At 69.2% G+C, this 17,242-nt stretch carries 18 protein-coding genes; 10 read left to right on the top strand and 8 right to left on the bottom strand.

What is annotated here, in order from left to right:
* Nucleotides 1–4: 4 nt before the first annotated feature.
* Nucleotides 5–1,261 (bottom strand): FUSC family protein, encoded by a 1,257-nt coding sequence (locus tag ACWIGU_RS05540; protein ID WP_454397724.1) that lies wholly within the window; start codon nt 1,259–1,261, stop codon nt 5–7.
* Nucleotides 1,262–1,492: 231 nt separating this feature from the next.
* Between ACWIGU_RS05540 and ACWIGU_RS05545 the strand changes: the two genes are divergently transcribed.
* Nucleotides 1,493–1,765, top strand: coding sequence for an HPr family phosphocarrier protein (locus tag ACWIGU_RS05545; RefSeq protein WP_326708646.1), 273 nt, complete (start codon nt 1,493–1,495; stop codon nt 1,763–1,765).
* A gap of 131 nt (nt 1,766–1,896) precedes the next feature.
* Here ACWIGU_RS05545 and ACWIGU_RS05550 read toward each other — a convergent pair whose 3' ends face one another.
* The gene (locus tag ACWIGU_RS05550) at nt 1,897–2,112 is read right to left on the bottom strand and encodes a hypothetical protein (RefSeq protein WP_454397727.1); all 216 of its coding nucleotides are present in this window, start codon (nt 2,110–2,112) and stop codon (nt 1,897–1,899) included.
* A 51-nt stretch (nt 2,113–2,163) separates the two neighbouring features.
* Between ACWIGU_RS05550 and ACWIGU_RS05555 the strand changes: the two genes are divergently transcribed.
* Nucleotides 2,164–2,454 (top strand): hypothetical protein, encoded by a 291-nt coding sequence (locus ACWIGU_RS05555; protein WP_454397729.1) that lies wholly within the window; start codon nt 2,164–2,166, stop codon nt 2,452–2,454.
* A gap of 66 nt (nt 2,455–2,520) precedes the next feature.
* On the opposite strand, the gene ACWIGU_RS05560 is transcribed toward ACWIGU_RS05555, so the two are convergent.
* The 3 genes from ACWIGU_RS05560 to ACWIGU_RS05570 all read right to left on the bottom strand — a co-directional run bounded on the left by ACWIGU_RS05560 (nt 2,521) and on the right by ACWIGU_RS05570 (nt 5,137).
* Nucleotides 2,521–3,261: a carbonic anhydrase gene (locus ACWIGU_RS05560; RefSeq protein WP_454397731.1), complete on the bottom strand. Its 741-nt coding sequence runs from the start codon at nt 3,259–3,261 to the stop codon at nt 2,521–2,523.
* A 204-nt stretch (nt 3,262–3,465) separates the two neighbouring features.
* Complete coding sequence (locus ACWIGU_RS05565; protein WP_454397733.1) at nt 3,466–4,218, bottom strand: class I SAM-dependent methyltransferase; 753 nt, start codon at nt 4,216–4,218, stop codon at nt 3,466–3,468.
* A gap of 313 nt (nt 4,219–4,531) precedes the next feature.
* Nucleotides 4,532–5,137, bottom strand: coding sequence for a TetR/AcrR family transcriptional regulator (locus tag ACWIGU_RS05570; RefSeq protein WP_454397735.1), 606 nt, complete (start codon nt 5,135–5,137; stop codon nt 4,532–4,534).
* 170 nt (nt 5,138–5,307) lie between these two features.
* Between ACWIGU_RS05570 and ACWIGU_RS05575 the strand changes: the two genes are divergently transcribed.
* From ACWIGU_RS05575 to ACWIGU_RS05590, 4 genes are all read left to right on the top strand, one after another.
* Complete coding sequence (locus ACWIGU_RS05575) at nt 5,308–5,706, top strand: HGxxPAAW family protein (RefSeq protein ID WP_454398595.1); 399 nt, start codon at nt 5,308–5,310, stop codon at nt 5,704–5,706.
* A gap of 112 nt (nt 5,707–5,818) precedes the next feature.
* Nucleotides 5,819–6,607 (top strand): ArsR/SmtB family transcription factor, encoded by a 789-nt coding sequence (locus ACWIGU_RS05580; protein ID WP_454398597.1) that lies wholly within the window; start codon nt 5,819–5,821, stop codon nt 6,605–6,607.
* Nucleotides 6,608–6,668: 61 nt separating this feature from the next.
* Nucleotides 6,669–7,169 carry a hypothetical protein gene (locus ACWIGU_RS05585; protein WP_454397737.1) on the top strand — a complete coding sequence of 167 codons (501 nt, stop codon included), beginning with the start codon at nt 6,669–6,671 and terminating at the stop codon, nt 7,167–7,169.
* 180 nt (nt 7,170–7,349) lie between these two features.
* Nucleotides 7,350–7,922, top strand: coding sequence for a dihydrofolate reductase family protein (locus ACWIGU_RS05590; RefSeq protein ID WP_454397739.1), 573 nt, complete (start codon nt 7,350–7,352; stop codon nt 7,920–7,922).
* Nucleotides 7,923–8,062: 140 nt separating this feature from the next.
* Here the strand turns inward: ACWIGU_RS05590 and ACWIGU_RS05595 are convergent, their stop codons facing one another.
* Both ACWIGU_RS05595 and ACWIGU_RS05600 read right to left on the bottom strand, forming a co-directional pair.
* Complete coding sequence (locus tag ACWIGU_RS05595; RefSeq protein WP_454397741.1) at nt 8,063–8,788, bottom strand: aspartate/glutamate racemase family protein; 726 nt, start codon at nt 8,786–8,788, stop codon at nt 8,063–8,065.
* 76 nt (nt 8,789–8,864) lie between these two features.
* On the bottom strand, nt 8,865–10,355 hold the full coding sequence (locus ACWIGU_RS05600) for an NCS1 family nucleobase:cation symporter-1 (protein ID WP_454397743.1): 1,491 nt from the start codon (nt 10,353–10,355) through the stop codon (nt 8,865–8,867).
* A 314-nt stretch (nt 10,356–10,669) separates the two neighbouring features.
* On the opposite strand from ACWIGU_RS05600, the gene ACWIGU_RS05605 reads away from it, so the two are divergent.
* Nucleotides 10,670–12,178, top strand: coding sequence for an MFS transporter (locus ACWIGU_RS05605; protein ID WP_454397745.1), 1,509 nt, complete (start codon nt 10,670–10,672; stop codon nt 12,176–12,178).
* A gap of 100 nt (nt 12,179–12,278) precedes the next feature.
* Here ACWIGU_RS05605 and arcC read toward each other — a convergent pair whose 3' ends face one another.
* Nucleotides 12,279–13,208 (bottom strand): carbamate kinase, encoded by a 930-nt coding sequence (gene arcC / locus ACWIGU_RS05610; protein WP_356273539.1) that lies wholly within the window; start codon nt 13,206–13,208, stop codon nt 12,279–12,281.
* 113 nt (nt 13,209–13,321) lie between these two features.
* On the opposite strand from arcC, the gene ACWIGU_RS05615 reads away from it, so the two are divergent.
* From ACWIGU_RS05615 to ACWIGU_RS05625, 3 genes are read left to right on the top strand one after another with little or no spacing between them, the layout of a single operon-like run.
* Complete coding sequence (locus tag ACWIGU_RS05615; protein ID WP_454397747.1) at nt 13,322–14,260, top strand: oxamate carbamoyltransferase subunit AllH family protein; 939 nt, start codon at nt 13,322–13,324, stop codon at nt 14,258–14,260.
* A complete protein-coding gene (gene fdrA / locus ACWIGU_RS05620; protein ID WP_454397749.1) occupies nt 14,257–15,807 on the top strand; it encodes an acyl-CoA synthetase FdrA in 1,551 nt (516 codons plus the stop codon). The genes ACWIGU_RS05615 and fdrA overlap by 4 nt, the downstream gene beginning before the upstream one ends.
* Nucleotides 15,804–17,237 carry an oxamate carbamoyltransferase subunit AllG family protein gene (locus ACWIGU_RS05625; protein WP_454397750.1) on the top strand — a complete coding sequence of 478 codons (1,434 nt, stop codon included), beginning with the start codon at nt 15,804–15,806 and terminating at the stop codon, nt 17,235–17,237. Before fdrA ends, ACWIGU_RS05625 begins: the two co-directional genes overlap by 4 nt.
* Nucleotides 17,238–17,242: the final 5 nt, after the last annotated feature.

The following is a 17,242-nucleotide window of genomic DNA, read 5'->3' on the forward strand; positions in this document are numbered from 1 at the left end:
TCTGTCACGCGCCTTTCCCGCGTACACGCAGATTGTGCTTGCGCGCCCATCTCAGTACGTCGGCGAGTAGCGGGAAGCGTTCGTGCAGTTGCTGGGCGTTGCGGTCGAGTTCCTCCATGAGGCGCTGTGAGCGGTGCTCCGTGTCGAGTTCGGCGAGGATGCGGTCGATCTCGGTGAGCAGGGCCCCCTGCAGCTGCCACTGGCGCGGGTCCTCCTGGACGGCGTCCAGGAGGAGTCGCGCGACGTGTTCGCGCTGGGCACTGGCGGCGCCGAGATGGCTCACCAGGCGGTCCTCGGCCGTTTCCGACTCCGAGCTGGTTCCGGTCGAGACGAGGACGGCGAAGCTGACCAGGGCGTCCGCGACGTGCCCGAGCAGCTCGCGCATCGCCAGCGACACCTCGGGGTCGAGCAGCCACTCCTCTTCACGCTGTTTGGCCAGGTCCGTCAGGGTCCGGGCGATGACGCGCAGCACGACGGTGCAGATTTCGAGTGTGTCGAGGCCGGTCCGCAGGACCACGCGGTGCAGTCGCCCCTCCCGTACCCGCGGATTGAGCCGGAGACTGTCCTCGGCCTGGCGCAGGGAGGCGTCCACGTCGGCGATGTCCTGATCGAGGCGGCGTGCCTCGTGGAGCCGTTCCGCAGCGAGTGGCCAGGGGGTCTCGGCGTCGAGCTGGTCGCTGAGTTCGAGGAGCAGGCGGCGCATGCGGCGGGCGAGGTCCTCCAGGGCGTCGCCCGCCGTGTCCACCCAGAGGGGCGGGGCGAAGAACAGGTTGAAGGCGAGCCCGGTCAGGGCTCCGATCAGGGTTTCCAGTACGCGGTCCCATGCGCTCGACGCCACTTGAGTGACGCCGAGTACGAGCATGGCGCTGATCGCCACCTCGGGCACGAACTCGTCCGCGCGGACGAAGGGACCGATGGTGAGGGACGCGAGGATGATCAGCCCCAGGCTCCACCAGCTCAGCCCCACCAAGGCGCTGAACCCGATGGCGATGAACACTCCGACGACCACGGCGTTGATGCGGCGGAGGCTCATCTTCACGGTCGCGTACAGGGTCACTTGCACGACGAGGAGAGCGGTCAGGGGCGCGGTCAGCGGGACCGGTTCGCGGCTGAGGCGCAGGGCGATGACGTAGGCGATCGTCGCGGCGACGGTGGCCCGTAGCGTCTGCACGGCGACCGGATGCCTCAGCCGTTTCACGAGCCGTCTGCCACTGGGGACACGGCTCAGCAGCTTCACCAGCCGCTCGGGTACCAGACGCATCTTCAATCCCTTCCCCGATCCATGCGGCACCTCCCGGCCGCGTAGACCGCCCGGGTCACGCCGGAGGAGATCGAGGGCGCTCAGCGCTCGCGCTTCATGCCCAGATCTGTTTACTTCGCCGCGACATCCCCGTAGCATCCCCGAAAACGCAGAGTCTCGGACATCAAACAGACGTAAATCCACATCCGTGGAGAGCCTCTCACCCTTCGCCTCCAGAAAGAGGGTCAACTCATGCCGCAGCGCACTGTCGTCATCGGTTCACGCACCGGGCTGCACGCCCGCCCGGCTTCCGTCTTCGTCCAGGCCGCCTCGAAGCAGCCGGTCAAGGTGACGGTGGCCCGTGAGGGGCAGAGCCCGGTCGACGCACGGAGCCTGCTCTCCGTGCTCGCGCTCGCGGTGAAGCACGGCGATTCCGTGGTGCTCGCAGCCGAGGGCGACGGCGCGGACGCCGCCATAGACGAACTGGCCGCGCTCGTGGCGACCGACCTCGACGCCAGGGAGTAACAGTCAGGTCGTCGCCGTCTCCGTGCGGGACGGAGACGGCGACGACTCGACGGCATCTACGCGATCCTCACCCCGACAAGCTCAGACGCGCGGGGCAGGTTGTCGATGGCAGCCGTCGGCCGGTCGGTCGGCTATCGACCGGCGGTGATGCCGGTGAGGATGAGGTCGATGCCGGCGAGGAACTCTTCTCGGTCGTCGTGATCGCGCAGCCGGCCCGCGACGCTTCGGGTGAACGCGTACTCGTCGGCATCGAGGTTCGCCCATACCGCCGAGACGGCACCCAGGAACTCGGCCCGGTCCGTGTCCGGCCGGGCCGAGCGGGCGTTGGCAGCGTTCTGTTCGGCCACTCCGAGGATGTAGCTCCACAGCGTTGGATGCGACGGTGAACTGGCCGGTGGGTGCACTCCGAGCGCTTGCACCTGGCGCCCGATGTGCTCGAAGACCTGCAGCATCGGCGACCGGGCGGGCGCCCGGACGAATTGGGCGCCGATCCACGGGTGGTCGTCGACGACGCCGAGCTCGGGAAGTCGATCGCCGCGCACCCCGACGACATCGAAGGGGCACTCGCCTCCTACGAAGCGGCGATGTTCCCGCGCAGCGAGTCGGAAGCCGTGGATGCGCAACTGCTCATAGCGCTCTGCCTCGACGACCGGGCACCGCACAGCCTCATCGACTTCCTCACGGGCTGAAGTGGTCTGCGGCGCAGGTCTGTTCAGGCGGATCGGTTCAGGACGGACTGTTCAGGGCGGATCTGTTCAGGAGGGGGCGCCGGCGAGGACTTCCACCTTGCCGGTGTCGAGTGAGTAGTAGGCGCCCACGACGGCGAGGTCCCCCTTCTTCACGAGAGGGGCGAGGTCGTTGTTGGTGCGCAGATCGGCCGCGGTCAACCTGACCTGCGCGCGGGCCATGGTCTCGACCGGGTCGCCGCCGCCCTCGCGGACTGCCAGCTTGTACGCCGGTTGCAGAGCCTTGACGATCGCCTGCAGGTTGCCCGGCAGCGGCTTGGCGTCGCGCAGGGACTCGTACGCCGCCTTGACGGCTCCGCAGCGCTGATGGCCGAGGACCACGATGAGCGGGGTGCCGCTCGTCATGGGCCCGTACTCGACGGAGCCGGTGACGACGGGCCCGACCGCCTCGCCGCCCGTGCGCATGACGTAGAGGTCGCCGAGCCCGGTGTCGAAGAGGAGCTCGGGCGGTACGCGGGAGTCGATGCAGGAGAGGACCGATCCGTACGGCTCCTGCTGCTGGGCCACGAGCTCGCGCCGGTCCGGATCCCGGTCGGGGTGCTTGAGGTCTCCGCTCACCCAGCGCATGTTGCCCTCCATCAGTCTCGCGAATGCCGCCGCGGGCGTGGAGGGCCTCGGCATCGACGTGGTGCTGCTGTTGGTCGGTGCCGAGACGGCTTTGGTCGGTGTGCACCCCGCGAGCGCGACCGTGGCACTCGCGAGTGCGCCGGCGAGCAGAAGTCTGCGGTCCGGAGATGCTGCTGTGTCCATCGGTCGTTCCCCTCGGTGCCGCGTGCCGCTCACACACGCCCATGCGTTCTGACAGGGGCGATTGTGCTGCCAGGTGCGGGTGACCTGACGACAGGCACGAGCGGGCACGCGGCACTTTGCCACCGGGCGGGCTACAGGGCGGGTATGCGAGCTGCGCCGGCTGCAGAGAGGCTCAGGCGGCTGCCTCGGGGATCCGGTCGGGCGTCAGGCGCGGCATCGCAGCATCTCCAGCGGGGGGTTGGCGAGGAAGTCCGCCCAGAAGTCCTCGCCGAACGCGCGCACGCCGGCGTCGGACACTTTCAGCGGGACCCAGGTCACCTCGTCGAATCCGGCTGCCCGCAGGCACTCTTCGTAGACCTGGCGGCGCGGGCACGTGGTGACGAACGAGATCGTCCCGACCGGCGGGTCGAGCAGCGCCGAGATCTGGACGCGCGGGCCGGTCTCGGCTTCCTCGCCGGTCAGCTCGGAGCGGAAGCCGTACTTGTCGAGTGACGGCCCGTCGAAGCGGTAGTCGGGTGTCTGGTTGAGCAGGAAGAAATCGGCGCCGGGCGCCAGGTTGCGGCGCACGTTGCGGCACATCTGCTCGAAGGCGGCGATGTCCTCAGCGTAGTTGAGCAGCTGGACGGCCGTGGCGATGTCGAAGCGCCGCCCGAGGGGCCGCAGTTGGGACACGTCGCCCACCTCGTAGCGCACGCCCAGCGGATCGCGCTGCTCCAGTCTCTCGGCCACGGCGACCATTTCACCGGAGACGTCGATTCCGAGCACCTCCGTGGCGCCGCGCCGCTTGAACTCCCTGCTGTAGAAGCCGGTACCGGAGGCCAGGTCGAGGACCGACTTGCCGCGCACATCCCCGACCATGCTCAGGAAGCTGGGCACCTCCCCGTACTGCGCCAGCGGCAGGGCCTTGAACCCCTCGAACGCCTCACCGATCTCGTCGTACTGCTGCTGCACGCTCACCGTGATGTGCTCCCCTGCGCTCGGTCATCCCTTTGGCCCGGCCTCCGTCCCCCGGAGACGCCGCGGCCACTGGCGGGGAGTCTTCCCGCACCCCGGCAGACGGTCGTACTGGCAGAAGCCACAAGATCCGGGCATCGACGCGGTGTCCCGGTACAAGCGGGCGCAGGACACGGCGACGTGCTTGGCACAAGCGGGCGCAATGCAAAGCGATGCGCTGGGCACGAGCGGGCTTCGGCCGCCTACGGGCAAACGGGCTCGCATGGCCCGGCGGCTCAGCCGTCGGCGGCGAGACGTTCGCAGAGTCCGAGGACCGTCAGTCGCCGCTCGGCCACGCGGCCAGCGCCAGCTCGGCCACCTGGGACAGCTCGTCCACATCGGCCCCGTCCCGTGCGCGCTGCGAAAGCCCCTGCACGATCGTGGCGAAGTAGGACGCCAGGGCCGGCGCATCGGTCCCGGCCTGCAGCTCGCCGTCTCCCTCAGCCCGGCGCAGCCGCTCCTCGATGGCAGCGACGCCCGCGTTGCGCACGTCGCGCAGGAACTTGGCGATCTCCTCGTCATGCACGGTGACGTTGGTGGCCGCGCTGATGGCCAGGCAGCCCGGCGGGTGCGACGGATCCGCGTAGGTCGCCGCCGCCTCACGCAGGATCCGGGACACGGCCCCGCGGGCCGTCGGCTCCTCGGCCAGCGCGCGCGCCGGGAAGGACCCCACCGGCGACCGCCCGTACACCTCGACGGCCTCCCTGAAGAGCGCCTTCTTGTCACCGAACGCCGCGTAGAGACTGCCCGGGCGGATGCCCATCGCCACCGTCAGCTCACCCAGAGACGTCGCCTCGAAGCCGCGCTCCCAGAACAGCCGGATGGCCGCCCACAGTGCCGCTTCCCGGTCGAACGTGCGCGGACGCCCTCGTGCCTTGCTCATGCTCACCATTCTAGAGCGTTCACTCAAAAACTCATGCTACGGTCCTTTCTTGATCGGTCACTCAACAAATAACGACTCCATCAGGAACTCGATCAGGGAGGCCTCAGCCCATGAACAGGCATCTCGGCAGGCAGCTGGACGGACACCTGAACGGGCCACTGAACGGACAGCTGGAGAGGCATCCCAGCGGGCAGCTCGGCGGACGGTCCACCGCGCACCGCCACGACGAGGGGCACACCGTCGCCGGGTGGGCCGGCTTCGCGGTTGCCACGGCCGGGGCGATCGTCACCGGGCTCGGCATCTGCGGCTGGCGCCCGGGGATCTGGCTGGGGATCTGCGTCCTGGCCGCGGCGGCGCCGGTCACCTGGGGTCTGCACATCGCGGGCTGGGGCAAGCCGCCGGGTCCGCGACCTTCGGACCTCAGAGGCCGGGACCGCGCCGCGCGCGACGGGCACGCGAACTGCCTCGGGTGCCGACTGGCGGGACGACGCGGCGTTCCGATACGCCCGGATTCCGCCCCCGAACCCACCGCCGCACCCACACAAGCGCCGTCCCCCGCCGACCTCTGACACGGGAGACGACCAGGGCACACCGGGCGCACACGAACCCGCCCCTCACCACCACTGGCATTATGCAGGTGAATACCTGCATAATCGGAGTGTGAGTTTCGAAGCGACTGCGATGGACCAGGTCTTCAAGGCGCTTGCCGACCCCACCCGGCGGCGGCTGCTCGACCGTCTGCGCGAGCACAACGGCCAGACGTTGCGCGAACTGTGCGACCGTCTGGACATGGCGCGCCAGTCGGCCACCCAGCATCTCGACATCCTCGAGCGGGCCGGCCTCGTGACCGTCGTCCGGCGCGGACGCGAACGGCTTCACTACCTCAATCCGGCCCCGATCCACGAGATCGAGGAACGCTGGATCTCCGAGTTCGACAAGCCCCGGCTGCAAGCGATCAGTGCCATCAAGAACCAGGCAGAGGAGTACGCCATGACCAGCGGATCAGCATCCGTACCGTCCTACGTCTACGTCACCTACATCCGGGCCGGTGCGGAACAGGTGTGGCAGGCGCTGACGGACGCAGACCTGACAGCGCGCTACTGGGGACACGCCAACGTCTCCGACTGGGAACCGGGCTCGGCCTGGGAGCACCGGCGCGTCGACGGATCGGGGGCCGTCGACGTCGTCGGTCAGGTCCTCAAGGCCGAGCCTCCGACGCGCCTGGTCATCACGTTCGAGGACACCCCGGACGCCCGGGCGCCGCGTGCCCCGTCCGTCGTCACCTTCCTCGTCGAGCCGCACGAAGACATCGTCCGGCTCACCGTGACGCACGAGAACCTTCCCGACGCGGAGATGCTGAACGGCATTTCACAGGGATGGCCGGCCGTCCTGGCGAACCTCAAGTCGCTGCTCGAGACCGGCGAGGTGCTGCCGCAGGCACCGTGGGACATGGCCGGCACGCACGCCTGAGGCGACCGGCACGACGCCCCTCCCCCACTCACCCCGCGCAGGACTGAAGAAAGAAGACGTGATGGACACCATCCCTCTTCGGGACGCCTACCGCACGCTCCTGGACGCGGCCGCCACAGTGGCCGGCTCCGGGGACACGATGCCCGCCCCGCCCGCCGGCGAGTGGAACGCCGACCAGATCCTGGCGCACGTCGCCCTCGTCAACGCCACCACCATCGCGACCGTCGCCGCCGCGTCCGCGGGAGCACCCACCACGTACGACAACCGCACGGCGCACGACACCTGGACCATCGAGCGCGTCATCGGTCTCGCCGGCGGCAACGCTGGACTCCGTGAGCGCGTCCGCCTCCAGGCGGACGCGCTCTGTGCCCTCGGCGGGCCGATGCTGAGCGAGACCGAACTCGACACGCTGGTGCCCACCTTGCTGCTGTCCCACGACAAGGTCCAGGTCAATCAGCCTCTCCCGCTCAGGGACCTCATCACCGGTCTGGCGGAGGTGGAACTGCCCGGCCACACGCGGCAACTCCTGTCCCTGGTACCGCCATCGGCGACTGGTAATTGAGCGGTGCCGGTTGCCACCTTCCACCAGGTGGCTCCGGCGTCGGACACCAACACCTGAGTGGCCCGGCGCGCACCGATGATTTTGTGCGGGCGCCGCAGTCATTCAGTCAGTGACAGTGGAGATCCGCGGGCGAGCAGCCGTAACGCCCGGCCAGTACAAAGAACACCAGGAGACCTTGAGATGCGCACTCTGATCAGCACCGCCTTCGTCTCGCTCGACGGCGTCGTCGAGGCCCCGGGTGGAGAGCCCGGCTACCGGAACTCCGGGTGGACCTTCAAGGAGGTCGAGTTCCTTCCGGAGGCGTTCGAGATCAAGGGCCGCGAGCAGGAGGAGGCCGCCGCCGTGATGATGGGCCGTGTCAGCTACGAGGCGTTCAGTCCCGTCTGGCCCGGCATGGAGGAGTTCGCCCAGTACAAGGTCATGCCGAAGTACGTCGTCTCCACCACCCTCACGGAGGGCGATCTCGTCGCGGACTGGGGCGAGATCACGGTCCTGCGCTCCCTCGACGAGGTCGCCGCGCTCAAGGAGACCGAGGGCGGGCCGATCATCATCCACGGCAGCGCCGCCCTCAACCGGAGCCTTTCCGACGCCGGCCTCATCGACCGCTACCACCTGCTCGTCTTCCCGCTGCTGCTCGGCGCGGGCAAGCGGCTGTTCAGCGACACGGACAAGGACACCCAGAAGCTCAAGCTGGTCGAGTCCGAGGCGTACGCCAACGGCTTGCAGAAGCAGGTGTTTGACGTCGTCCGCTGACAGCACCCGATGACGGCTCGAGCGGGCTGAGCCGCGTCGACCTCCTCGGGGGTCGGCGGGTGGATCCGGCCCCGGTCGAGGATGACGACCTGGTCGGCGGCCGCTGGGCCCGGCGGCTCGTGCGTGACCCGGTCTCTTGTTCAGGCGGCCCGCGGCGGCCAGTTCTTGACGGCCTTCGCACGCGGCGCCGCGTACGTACGCACCTTCGAGGTGGAGAGGCCGAGGCGGACGAGGGACTCGGCGATGGTGACGGCCGCCGCGACACCGTCCACGACGGGGACGCCCGTGCGCTCGACGACTCGCTCCGTGAGGCCGGCCATGCCGCCGCAACCGAGGCAGATCACCTCGGCCTTGTCACGCTCGACGGCCTGGGCCGCCTGTTCCACGATGGCCTCGACGGCGGCTTCCGCGTCGCTCTCCAGGTCCAGTACGGCCATTCCGCTGGCCCGCACCGACGCGCAGCGGTCGGCGAGTCCCGCGAGCTTGAGGCGGTCCTCGATGAGCGGCACGGTCCGGTCGAGCGTGGTGACCACGGAATAGCGGTGGCCGAGGAACTGCGCGGTGCTCGCGGCGGCTTCCGTGATGTCGACGACCGGGACGTCGAGGAGTTCCTGGAGCCCCTCGCGACCGTGCTCGCCGTACCCGGCCTGGATGACGGCGTCGAAGGGGTGCGGGTACGAGCGGACCGCCTCCATCACGGCGACGGCCGCGAGGTAGCTCTCGTAGTTGCCCTCCACGGACTCGGCCCCGAACGGCGGGGTGAGGGGCACGATCTCCGTGCCCGGTGAGGCGACGGCGGCGGCCTGTGCGCCGATGCTCTCGGTCATCGAGGCGGTGGTGTTGACATTGACGACGAGGATGCGCATTTCTTGGCTTTCTCTGCTGAGGCCGGCCTGGGCCGAAGGTGGTACGAGGGTGCTGCGGGGGCGTGGCGCGGAGGCGTCAGGCGGCGTCGACCGCGATGGCCTCGCCGTCGACGTCCCGGCTCGCCTTCTTGCGGTCGGCGAGGACCAGGTAGACGACGGCGGAGAGGAGCGCGCCGATGAACCAGGAGAACCCCGAAACCGACTTGAAGGCGGGGACGAGCGCGATGACGACGGCGACGGCCGCGGCGGGCACGAAGGCGGCGATGGCCTTCAGGTGGAACCCGCGCTGGTAGAAGTAGTCGCCCTGCCGGTCGTCGGTGTAGAGGTCGGGGACGTTCACGCGGGTCCTGCGGACCAGCCAGTAGTCCGCCATGACGACGCCGAAGATGGGGCCGAGCAGTGCTCCGAGGCCGCCCAGGAAGTAGTTCACGACGGTCGGGTTGTCGTAGAGGTTCCACGGCAGGATGACCAGTCCGATGACGGCGCTCACCACGCCGCTGCGGCGGAAGTTGAGCGTGCGCGGGAAGAGGTTGACGAGGGCGTAGATGGGCGCCACGAAATTCGCCATGAGGTTCACCGCGATTGTCAGCGTGATGAACGCGAGTGAGGCCGCCGCCATCAGGAACGTGTTGGGGATCGCGCGCACGATGTCCTCGGGCCCGGTGATGACCTCGCCGTTCAGCTTGAACTGGGCCCCGCTGAGCACGACCACGATGCCGGCGAAGAACAGCATGTTCACCGGGATGCCGACGAGGTTGCCGCGCACGATCGCCCGGCGGCTCTTCGCGGAGCGGGTGAAGTCGCAGAAGTTGAGCACGAAGGTGCCGTAGATGACGACCCAGAGTGCGGCGCTCTCGAAGATCTGGCGCCACATGTCGAGGCCGCTCGGCGCGTGCCCCGTCGACAGGGCGATGGAGCCGTCGGCGCGGATGAACATCCAGATCGCCAGCGCGGACATGGTGATCAGGATCGTCGGAGCCGCGAACGCCATGTACTTGCGGATGAGTTCCATGCCGTAGCTGACGATGACGACCTGAATGACCCACAGGGTCAGGAACGTTGCCCAGCCCAGGGTCGACAGCCCGAGGATCGAGTTCTCGTCGAGCGAGCGCAGGCCGGGGAAGAGCACCTTGACGAGTGCGCCCAGCACGGACGCCGCCAGGTACGTCTGGATGCCGAACCACGCGATGGCCACGACGCCACGGACGATGGCCGGGATCTGCGCTCCCTTGACGCCGAAGGAGATACGGCTCATGACGGGGAACGGGACACCCGTCTTGCTGCCCATGTATCCCGAGAGGGTCAGGAGCAGGAAGAGCAGCGCTGACGCGATCGCGAAGGCGGCCAGGATGTTCCAGACGCTCATCCCCAGGGCGAACAGGCCTATCGCGAAAGCGTAGTTGCCGAGGCTGTGCACGTCGTTGCCCCAGAGGGTGAAGACGTTGTAGGCGCCCCAGCGACGGCCTTCCTTCTTCGTGGGGGCGAGGTCGGGGCTGTACAGCCCGGGGCTCGTCCGGGGTTTCCCGTCGACCGCAGCGGTGGGTGGCGTTTCGTGCACGGCGGCCATGACACACTCCCGGCGTTTCCGTATTGCGGAATAATTTTTCCTTGTTTCGGAACGGGAGATTACGGGGGGTGGTAGGGGTGGTCAATAGGTCGCTGCCCAGAATTTATGCGCAGCCGCGCGACGCCCCACCGTGACATCTCTCACGGCGTGAAGATTGCGTGAGCAAATTGTTTCCGGGCAACACAGACCCTTCGAAGCGCCCCTCGCCACCCCGCACGCCCCCGAGCAGGCTTTTCGCATACCAGCGCATGGGTCGTACCGGGGTCATGGGTCTGACCTTTACGTTCACCCGTGTTTTGGTATACAAAATCTGCATGCCCACCCCACCGCCCTCACCAAGTACCGAGAATGAACAGCTCCCCGATCCCCGGCGCTGGTGGGCCCTGTGCGTCCTCGGTCTGGCCCAGCTGATGATCCTGCTGGACAGCACCATCGTGAACGTGGCCCTGCCGTCCATGCAGACGGAGTTGGGCATGGCGGACGGTGACCGCCCGTGGGTCGTGACCTCTTACACGGTCGCCTTCGGCGGGCTGCTCCTGCTCGCGGGCCGCATCGCCGACCACGCGGGGCGCAAGCGCGTCTTCGCCTCGGGTCTGCTCGGTTTCGCGGTCGCCTCGGCGGCGGCGGGAGCCGCTCCCACGGTGCAGGCCCTGTTCGCCGCCCGCGCCGCACAGGGCGCCTTCGCCGCACTTCTGGCGGCCTCGGCCCTCGCCCTGGTGGCCACGACCTTCACCGACCTGCGCGAGCGCCGGAAGGCCATCGCCGTCTTCGGTGCTCTCGGTGGGGCCGGCGCCTCCCTCGGCGTCGTCCTGGGCGGGCTGCTCACCCAGTGGTTCGGGTGGCGCTGGTGCCTGCTGGTCAACGTACCCATCGCCCTCGCCGCCCTGCTCGGCACGCCGTGGACACCGCGCGATCGCGCCGAGCGTCTCACCGGCCGCATCGACATCGCGGGTGCGGTGCTCGGGTGTGGTGGCCTGACGACGGTGGTGTACGGGTGCAGCCAGGCGGAGGCTCAGGGCTGGACGTCTCCCGGCGTACTCGGCGTGTTGCTCGCCGGGGCCGTGCTGCTGACGGCGTTCGCCTGGTGGCAGACCCGGGCCGCGGCCCCGCTGCTGCCTCCGCGTCTGATGCGCGACCGCCGCCGGGTCGCCTCACTCCTTGCCGGCGGCGCGCTGATGGCGGGCCAGCTGTCCGTCGCGCTGTATCTCACGTACTACCTGCAGACGGTGCTCGACTGGTCCGCGCTGGCCGGCGGCCTGGGCTTCCTGCCCATCAGCCTCGTCACCACCGCGACCGCCACCCAGCTCGGCACCCGGCTGCTGCCCAGGCTCGGACCGCGCGTGATGATGACGGCCGGCCTGTGCATCGCGGCGTGCGGGCTGTTCCAGCTCACGCTCCTGGACACGGATTCCACGTACGCCGCGAACGTCCTCCCCGCGCTGATCACCTTCAGCATCGGCCAGGGTGGCAGCTTCCTGGCCATCATGACCGGCGCCACCTCCGACGTGCCCGCGCAGGACTCCGGCATCGCCTCGGCGACGGTCAACTCGGCGCAGCAGATGGGCGGTTCCATCGGATCCGCCGTGTTCAACACCGTGGCCGCGAGCGCGGCAGCGGCCTTCTACGGGAGCCGGCGAGCCGCCGCCCTGCACGGCTTCACCTCGGCCATCTGGATCCCCTTCGCCCTGCTCCTCCTGGCAGCGGTCGCGACGGCCACGCTGGCCGGTCACCAATCTACCCGCGTATATGCGCACGCAAATACGCTCCGCCGCAATCCTGAAGGGGTCGTAAAAAGGCAGGGAAGCGGAAGTCGCAGCGCTTGACGCCGAGAAATAGAAGGAAATCCCGACGGCAGTGATCCGACTCCCCCGGCGGGCAGCCGGACCACTGCCGTCCGTGAATTCCTGAACAGGCTTCCTCGGCTCAGGCGAAGACGATCCCCTCCGCGACGTCGGCCCGGATCTCCGTGCCCACCCGGCGCTCCAGCAGGTCGTCGATCCGTTCGAGCGGTCCGATGAGGGCGCGTCCGCCGGCCTTCGCGACCCGCACCGCGGCGTCGACCTTCGGCTTCATGGACCCCTCGGCGAAGGACAGTTCGGCGATCGCTTCCGGGGATGCCGTCAGGATGTCCCGCTGCTCGGGTGTCCCCCAGTTCTCACTGACGTAGTCGCCGTCCGTGAGCATGACCAGCATGTCCGCCTTGAGCTCGGCCGCGAGTGCCGCGCTGGCGAGGTCCTTGTCCACCACGGCCTGCATGCCGGTCTGGCGGCCGTTGCCGTCGATCTTCACGGGCACGCCTCCGCCACCGACACAGACGACGAGGCGGCCGTTCTCCAGGAGCATCCGCACGAGCGGTGCCTGGACGATGCGCCGCGGGGCGGGGGACGGCACCACGCGCCGGAACGCGGCACCGTCGCGCGCGATCGTCCACCGGTACTCGGCCGCCGCCTCGGCGGCGTCCTGCGCGGAGTACTGGGGGCCGATCAGCTTCGTCGGGCGCTCGAACGCCGGGTCCGCCTCGTCGACCTCGGTGGTCGTGACGACCGCCGCCACCTCGCGCTCCCCGGCGAGAGCGTTGGAGAGCTCCTGCTGGATGACGTAACCGATCATGCCCTGCGTCTCGGCGCCGAGGATGTCCAGCGGGTACGCCGCCACGTCCTGGTAGGCGAGGTTCTGCAGAGCGAGCAGACCCACCTGGGGTCCGTTCCCGTGAGTGATGACGAGCTCGTGCTGACGTGCGAGGCCGGCGAGCGCCTCGCACGTGGACCGCACGTTCGCGCGCAGATGGTCGGCCGTCATCGGCTCCCCCCGACGGGCCAGCGCGTTGCCTCCGAGAGCCACGACGATGCGCATGGATTCCCTCCACAGACTTGTTCGCTTCCCCATTGTCAAATGGTATACCAGTGAGTGAATGTTGAGGGGAACCCATCACGCCCTTTGGGCACGGTGAGGGCGAGGAGGGTGCAGTGATTTCTCTGCGTACAGCCACCGAGCTGCACGCCATGTCCGGCGACGCCGCTCTGATCGCGCACCTGCGCACACTGCGCGGCCAGGGCGTCGTCGAAGGCGTCTTCCACCGTACGGTCAATGTGCTGATGCCTGGTGACAGGCTCATCGCTCTCGCCGCCCGAGGCGGTGGTGACGCTCCACGGACCCTCGTCACCGATACGGACAGCTGGTCGGACCGGGGCATCGCGGCGCGTCAGACCGTGGAGTTCGCGCCGGGGGTCATCACCATCCGTGCGGCGCGCGGACGCCTGCGGGTGCGTACGGAGGGTGCAGATGAATGGCATCCCATTCTGCCGTCGCTCGCGGCACTCGGCCCGGGCGAACTCGCGACCGCCGCCTCGGCGCTCGACCGGCTGATACGCGCACACGGCTCACGCGGCGGCATGCTCGGTCCGGCTCCCGCCGCGTCGTCGATGGAGGTGGCCGTCACCCGGGCACTCGGCGACGGGCGCGATGTCCTCGTACGCGCGATCAGGTCCGGGGACGACGCCGGTATGCGCGTCGGCGTCCTCGCGCTCCTCGGACTCGGCCCGGGACTGACGCCCGCGGGCGACGACTTCCTGACCGCGTTGGCCCTGCTGTCCTCGCTCCCCGGCAGCGGGCTCGGCCCCTTCGGGCGGGCGCTTCGGGGCGCCCTGCTCGACCGCCCCGGCCGCACCACGCGGTTGAGCCTCGCCACGCTCGACGAGGCCCTGACGGGACGGGCCGGCGCCTCACTGCTCGACGTCCTGCACGCGCTGGCCCGCCCCGGCCGGTGGGGCGACGTACACGTAACGCAATCCATCCGCACCCCGGTCCGGCATGCGCTGGCCATCGGCCACACGTCCGGCACCGACATCTTGTCCGGTCTCGTGACCGGGCTCCGCCTGGAGAAAGAACTGCGAGGTTCGCTGTGAGCATCACAGCAGTCGTCAAGAAGAACACCTACTTCGACTCGGTCTCCCTGATGTCCGTCTCGACCCGGGCGAATCAACTGCCGGGCGTGGAGCAGGCGTTCGTCGCCATGGGCACCGAGATGAACAAGGGCGTGCTGAGCAACCTCGGCCTCCTCACGGCGGATCTCAGTGCCGCGGGCACCGGGGATCTCGTGATCGTCGTGGAGTCGGGCGAGGGAGCCGATCAGGCAGCGCTGCTGGCGGAGGTCGAGGAGCTCCTCGTACAGAAGGCGCCCAGCGCGAGCGGTGGAGCGGACACGGTCACGTACCGGACGGTCGACAGCGCCGCGCGCGCCGTCCCCGGGGCGAACCTCGCGATCGTCGCGGTCAACGGCGCGTACGCGGGCCGCGAAGCCCGCAAGGCGCTGGAGAACGGCCTGCACGTGATGGTCTTCAGCGACAACGTCCCGATCGAGGAAGAGGTCCGCCTCAAGCAACTGGCGCACAGCAAGGGCCTGTTCATGATGGGGCCCGACTGCGGCACCGCGATCATCAACAACATCGCGCTGTGTTTCGGGAACGCCGTGCGGCCCGGCACCGTCGGTGTCGTCGCGGCTTCCGGCACCGGCGCGCAGGAGGTCAGTGTCCGTGTCCACGCGCTGGGCGCGGGCATCTCGCAGCTCATCGGCACGGGCGGCCGCGATCTGAGCGAACAGGTCGGCGGCATCATGATGACCGACGGGATCCGGGCCCTTGCCTCCGATCCCGGGACCAGCGTGATCGTGCTCGTGTCCAAGCCGCCCGCCCCGGCCGTACAGGACAAGGTGCTGGCCGAGATCGCGGGCGCGGGCAAGCCCGTCGTCGTCTACTTCGTCGGCGGATCCGAGGAGGCCGTGACCGCGGCCGGCGGACACTTCGCCGCGAGCACCCAGGACGCGGCGCTCCAGGCCGTCCGCCTCGGGTTCGACTCTCATGCCGCCGTCGAGGAACTGGCCGCCGAGCAGGTGGACGAGGTGTGCGCCCGGCTCTCACCTGAACAGCGTTACGTGCGCGGCCTGTTCTGCGGCGGGACCCTGTGCGACGAGTCGATGTACGCGCTGCTCGAAGTCAGCGACGACGTTTGGAGCAACATCCAGAAGGACCCCGAGCGGCGTCTCACGGCCGGCAGTCCCAGCGTCGGGCACACCTTCCTCGACTTCGGCGACGACGACTTCACCAACGGCCGCCCGCACCCGATGATCGACCCGTCGCTGCGCCTGGCGCGCCTCGTCCAGGAGGCCGCGGACCCCCAAGTCGCCGTCATCCTCATGGACTTCGTCCTCGGATTCGGCGCCCACGAGGACCCGGTCGGGGTCACGCTCCCCGCCATCGCGCAGGCCAGGAAGATCGCCTCCGACGCGGGCCGCCACCTGGAGATCGTGGGCTACGTCCTGGGCACCGACCTCGACACCCCGGCCCTCGCCGGGCAGGTCGCGGCCCTGGAGGCCGCCGGAGTCACCGTCACCCGCAGCAGCACCGAGACGGGCCGCTTCGCCCGTGAGACCGCCCGGAAGGCACACCGCGCATGAGCACTCAGGCCACCAGCCTCTTCAACAGCGACCTCAGCGTCATCAACGTCGGACTGGCCATGTTCGACCGGGACATCACCGCCCAGGGCGCGCAGGTCTCGACCCTCGACTGGACTCCGCCGGGCGGCGGCAGCCCCGAGGTCCTCGCGGCTCTCGAGGCGCTGGAGGACCCACGCGTCGCCGAGCGGACCGAGGCGGCCAATACCGAAGCCGTCGAACGCATCATCGGCGCCCGCCCGATGCTGGTCGGCTTCGGCCGGGCCATCGACGTGGTGCCCGGGATGACCCCGACGACGATCCTGCACGCCGGCCCCCCGATCACCTGGGACCGGATGGCGGGGGCCATGAAGGGGGCCGTCACCGGCGCCCTCGTGTTCGAGGGCCTGGCGCGCGACCTCGACGAGGCCGGACGGCTCGCGGCCTCCGGCGAGATCACCTTCTCGCCCTGCCACGAGCACGACTGCGTCGGTTCGATGGCCGGTGTCACGTCCGCGTCGATGTACATGCACATCGTCCACAACGAGACCCATGGCAACACCGCCTTCACCAACCTCTCCGAGCAGATGGCGAAGATCCTTCGCATGGGGGCGAACGACGAGAGCGTCATCGAGCGCCTCGTCTGGATGCGGGACGTCCTCGGCCCCATGCTCAAGGAGGCCATGGAGATCGGCGGCCCCGTCGACCTGCGCCTCCTGCTCTCCCAGGCGCTCCACATGGGCGACGAGTGCCACAACCGCAACATCGCGGGCACCCTGCTGCTCACGCAGGCCCTCACCCCGTCCCTGTTGCAGACGAGTTTCAGCACCGAGCAGAAGAAGGAAGTCTTCGACTTCGTCGCCAGTTCGGACTACTTCTCCGGGCCCACGTGGCTCGCCATGGCCAAGGCAGCCATGGACGCCGCTCACGGCATCGAGGGCTCGACGATCGTGACGACGATGGCCCGTAACGGCGTCGAGTTCGGCCTCCGCGTCAGCGGCCTGCCCGGGAACCAGTGGCTCACGGGCCCGGCCCAGCCGGTCGTCGGGCCGATGTTCGCCGGGTTCAGGCCCGAGGACGCCGGTCTGGACATCGGTGACAGCGCGATCAGTGAGACGTACGGCTTCGGCGGTTTCGCCATGGCGACCGCACCCGCCATCGTCGCGCTCGTCGGCGGAACCGTGCAGGAGGCCGTCGCCTTCACCCGGGACATGGGCGAGATCACGACAACAAAGAACCCGAACGTCACCGTCCCCGCCCTGGGTTTCCAGGGCATCCCCACCGGCATCGACGTCCGCAAGGTCCTGGCCACGGGGATCCTGCCGGTCATCAACACGGCGATCGCCCACAAGGAAGCGGGCATCGGGATGATCGGCGCCGGCATCACACACCCGCCCGCCGCTGTCTTCGAGCAGGCCGCCACAGCCCTGGCCCTTGCCAGCACGGTCGCCTGACGGCG

The sequence above is a fragment of the Streptomyces sp. NPDC055400 genome, assembly GCF_053644375.1.

What these genes read in the sequence shown, in the direction of transcription:
- ACWIGU_RS05540 (WP_454397724.1), bottom strand. Translation starts at nt 1,261, where the DNA reads ATGCGTCTGGTACCCGAGCGGCTGGTGAAGCTGCTGAGCCGTGTCCCC.
- ACWIGU_RS05545 (WP_326708646.1), top strand. Translation starts at nt 1,493, where the DNA reads ATGCCGCAGCGCACTGTCGTCATCGGTTCACGCACCGGGCTGCACGCC.
- ACWIGU_RS05560 (WP_454397731.1), bottom strand. Translation starts at nt 3,261, where the DNA reads ATGGACACAGCAGCATCTCCGGACCGCAGACTTCTGCTCGCCGGCGCA.
- ACWIGU_RS05570 (WP_454397735.1), bottom strand. Translation starts at nt 5,137, where the DNA reads ATGAGCAAGGCACGAGGGCGTCCGCGCACGTTCGACCGGGAAGCGGCA.
- ACWIGU_RS05580 (WP_454398597.1), top strand. Translation starts at nt 5,819, where the DNA reads ATGGACCAGGTCTTCAAGGCGCTTGCCGACCCCACCCGGCGGCGGCTG.
- ACWIGU_RS05585 (WP_454397737.1), top strand. Translation starts at nt 6,669, where the DNA reads ATGGACACCATCCCTCTTCGGGACGCCTACCGCACGCTCCTGGACGCG.
- ACWIGU_RS05590 (WP_454397739.1), top strand. Translation starts at nt 7,350, where the DNA reads ATGCGCACTCTGATCAGCACCGCCTTCGTCTCGCTCGACGGCGTCGTC.
- ACWIGU_RS05595 (WP_454397741.1), bottom strand. Translation starts at nt 8,788, where the DNA reads ATGCGCATCCTCGTCGTCAATGTCAACACCACCGCCTCGATGACCGAG.
- ACWIGU_RS05600 (WP_454397743.1), bottom strand. Translation starts at nt 10,355, where the DNA reads ATGGCCGCCGTGCACGAAACGCCACCCACCGCTGCGGTCGACGGGAAA.
- ACWIGU_RS05605 (WP_454397745.1), top strand. Translation starts at nt 10,670, where the DNA reads ATGCCCACCCCACCGCCCTCACCAAGTACCGAGAATGAACAGCTCCCC.
- arcC (WP_356273539.1), bottom strand. Translation starts at nt 13,208, where the DNA reads ATGCGCATCGTCGTGGCTCTCGGAGGCAACGCGCTGGCCCGTCGGGGG.
- ACWIGU_RS05625 (WP_454397750.1), top strand. Translation starts at nt 15,804, where the DNA reads ATGAGCACTCAGGCCACCAGCCTCTTCAACAGCGACCTCAGCGTCATC.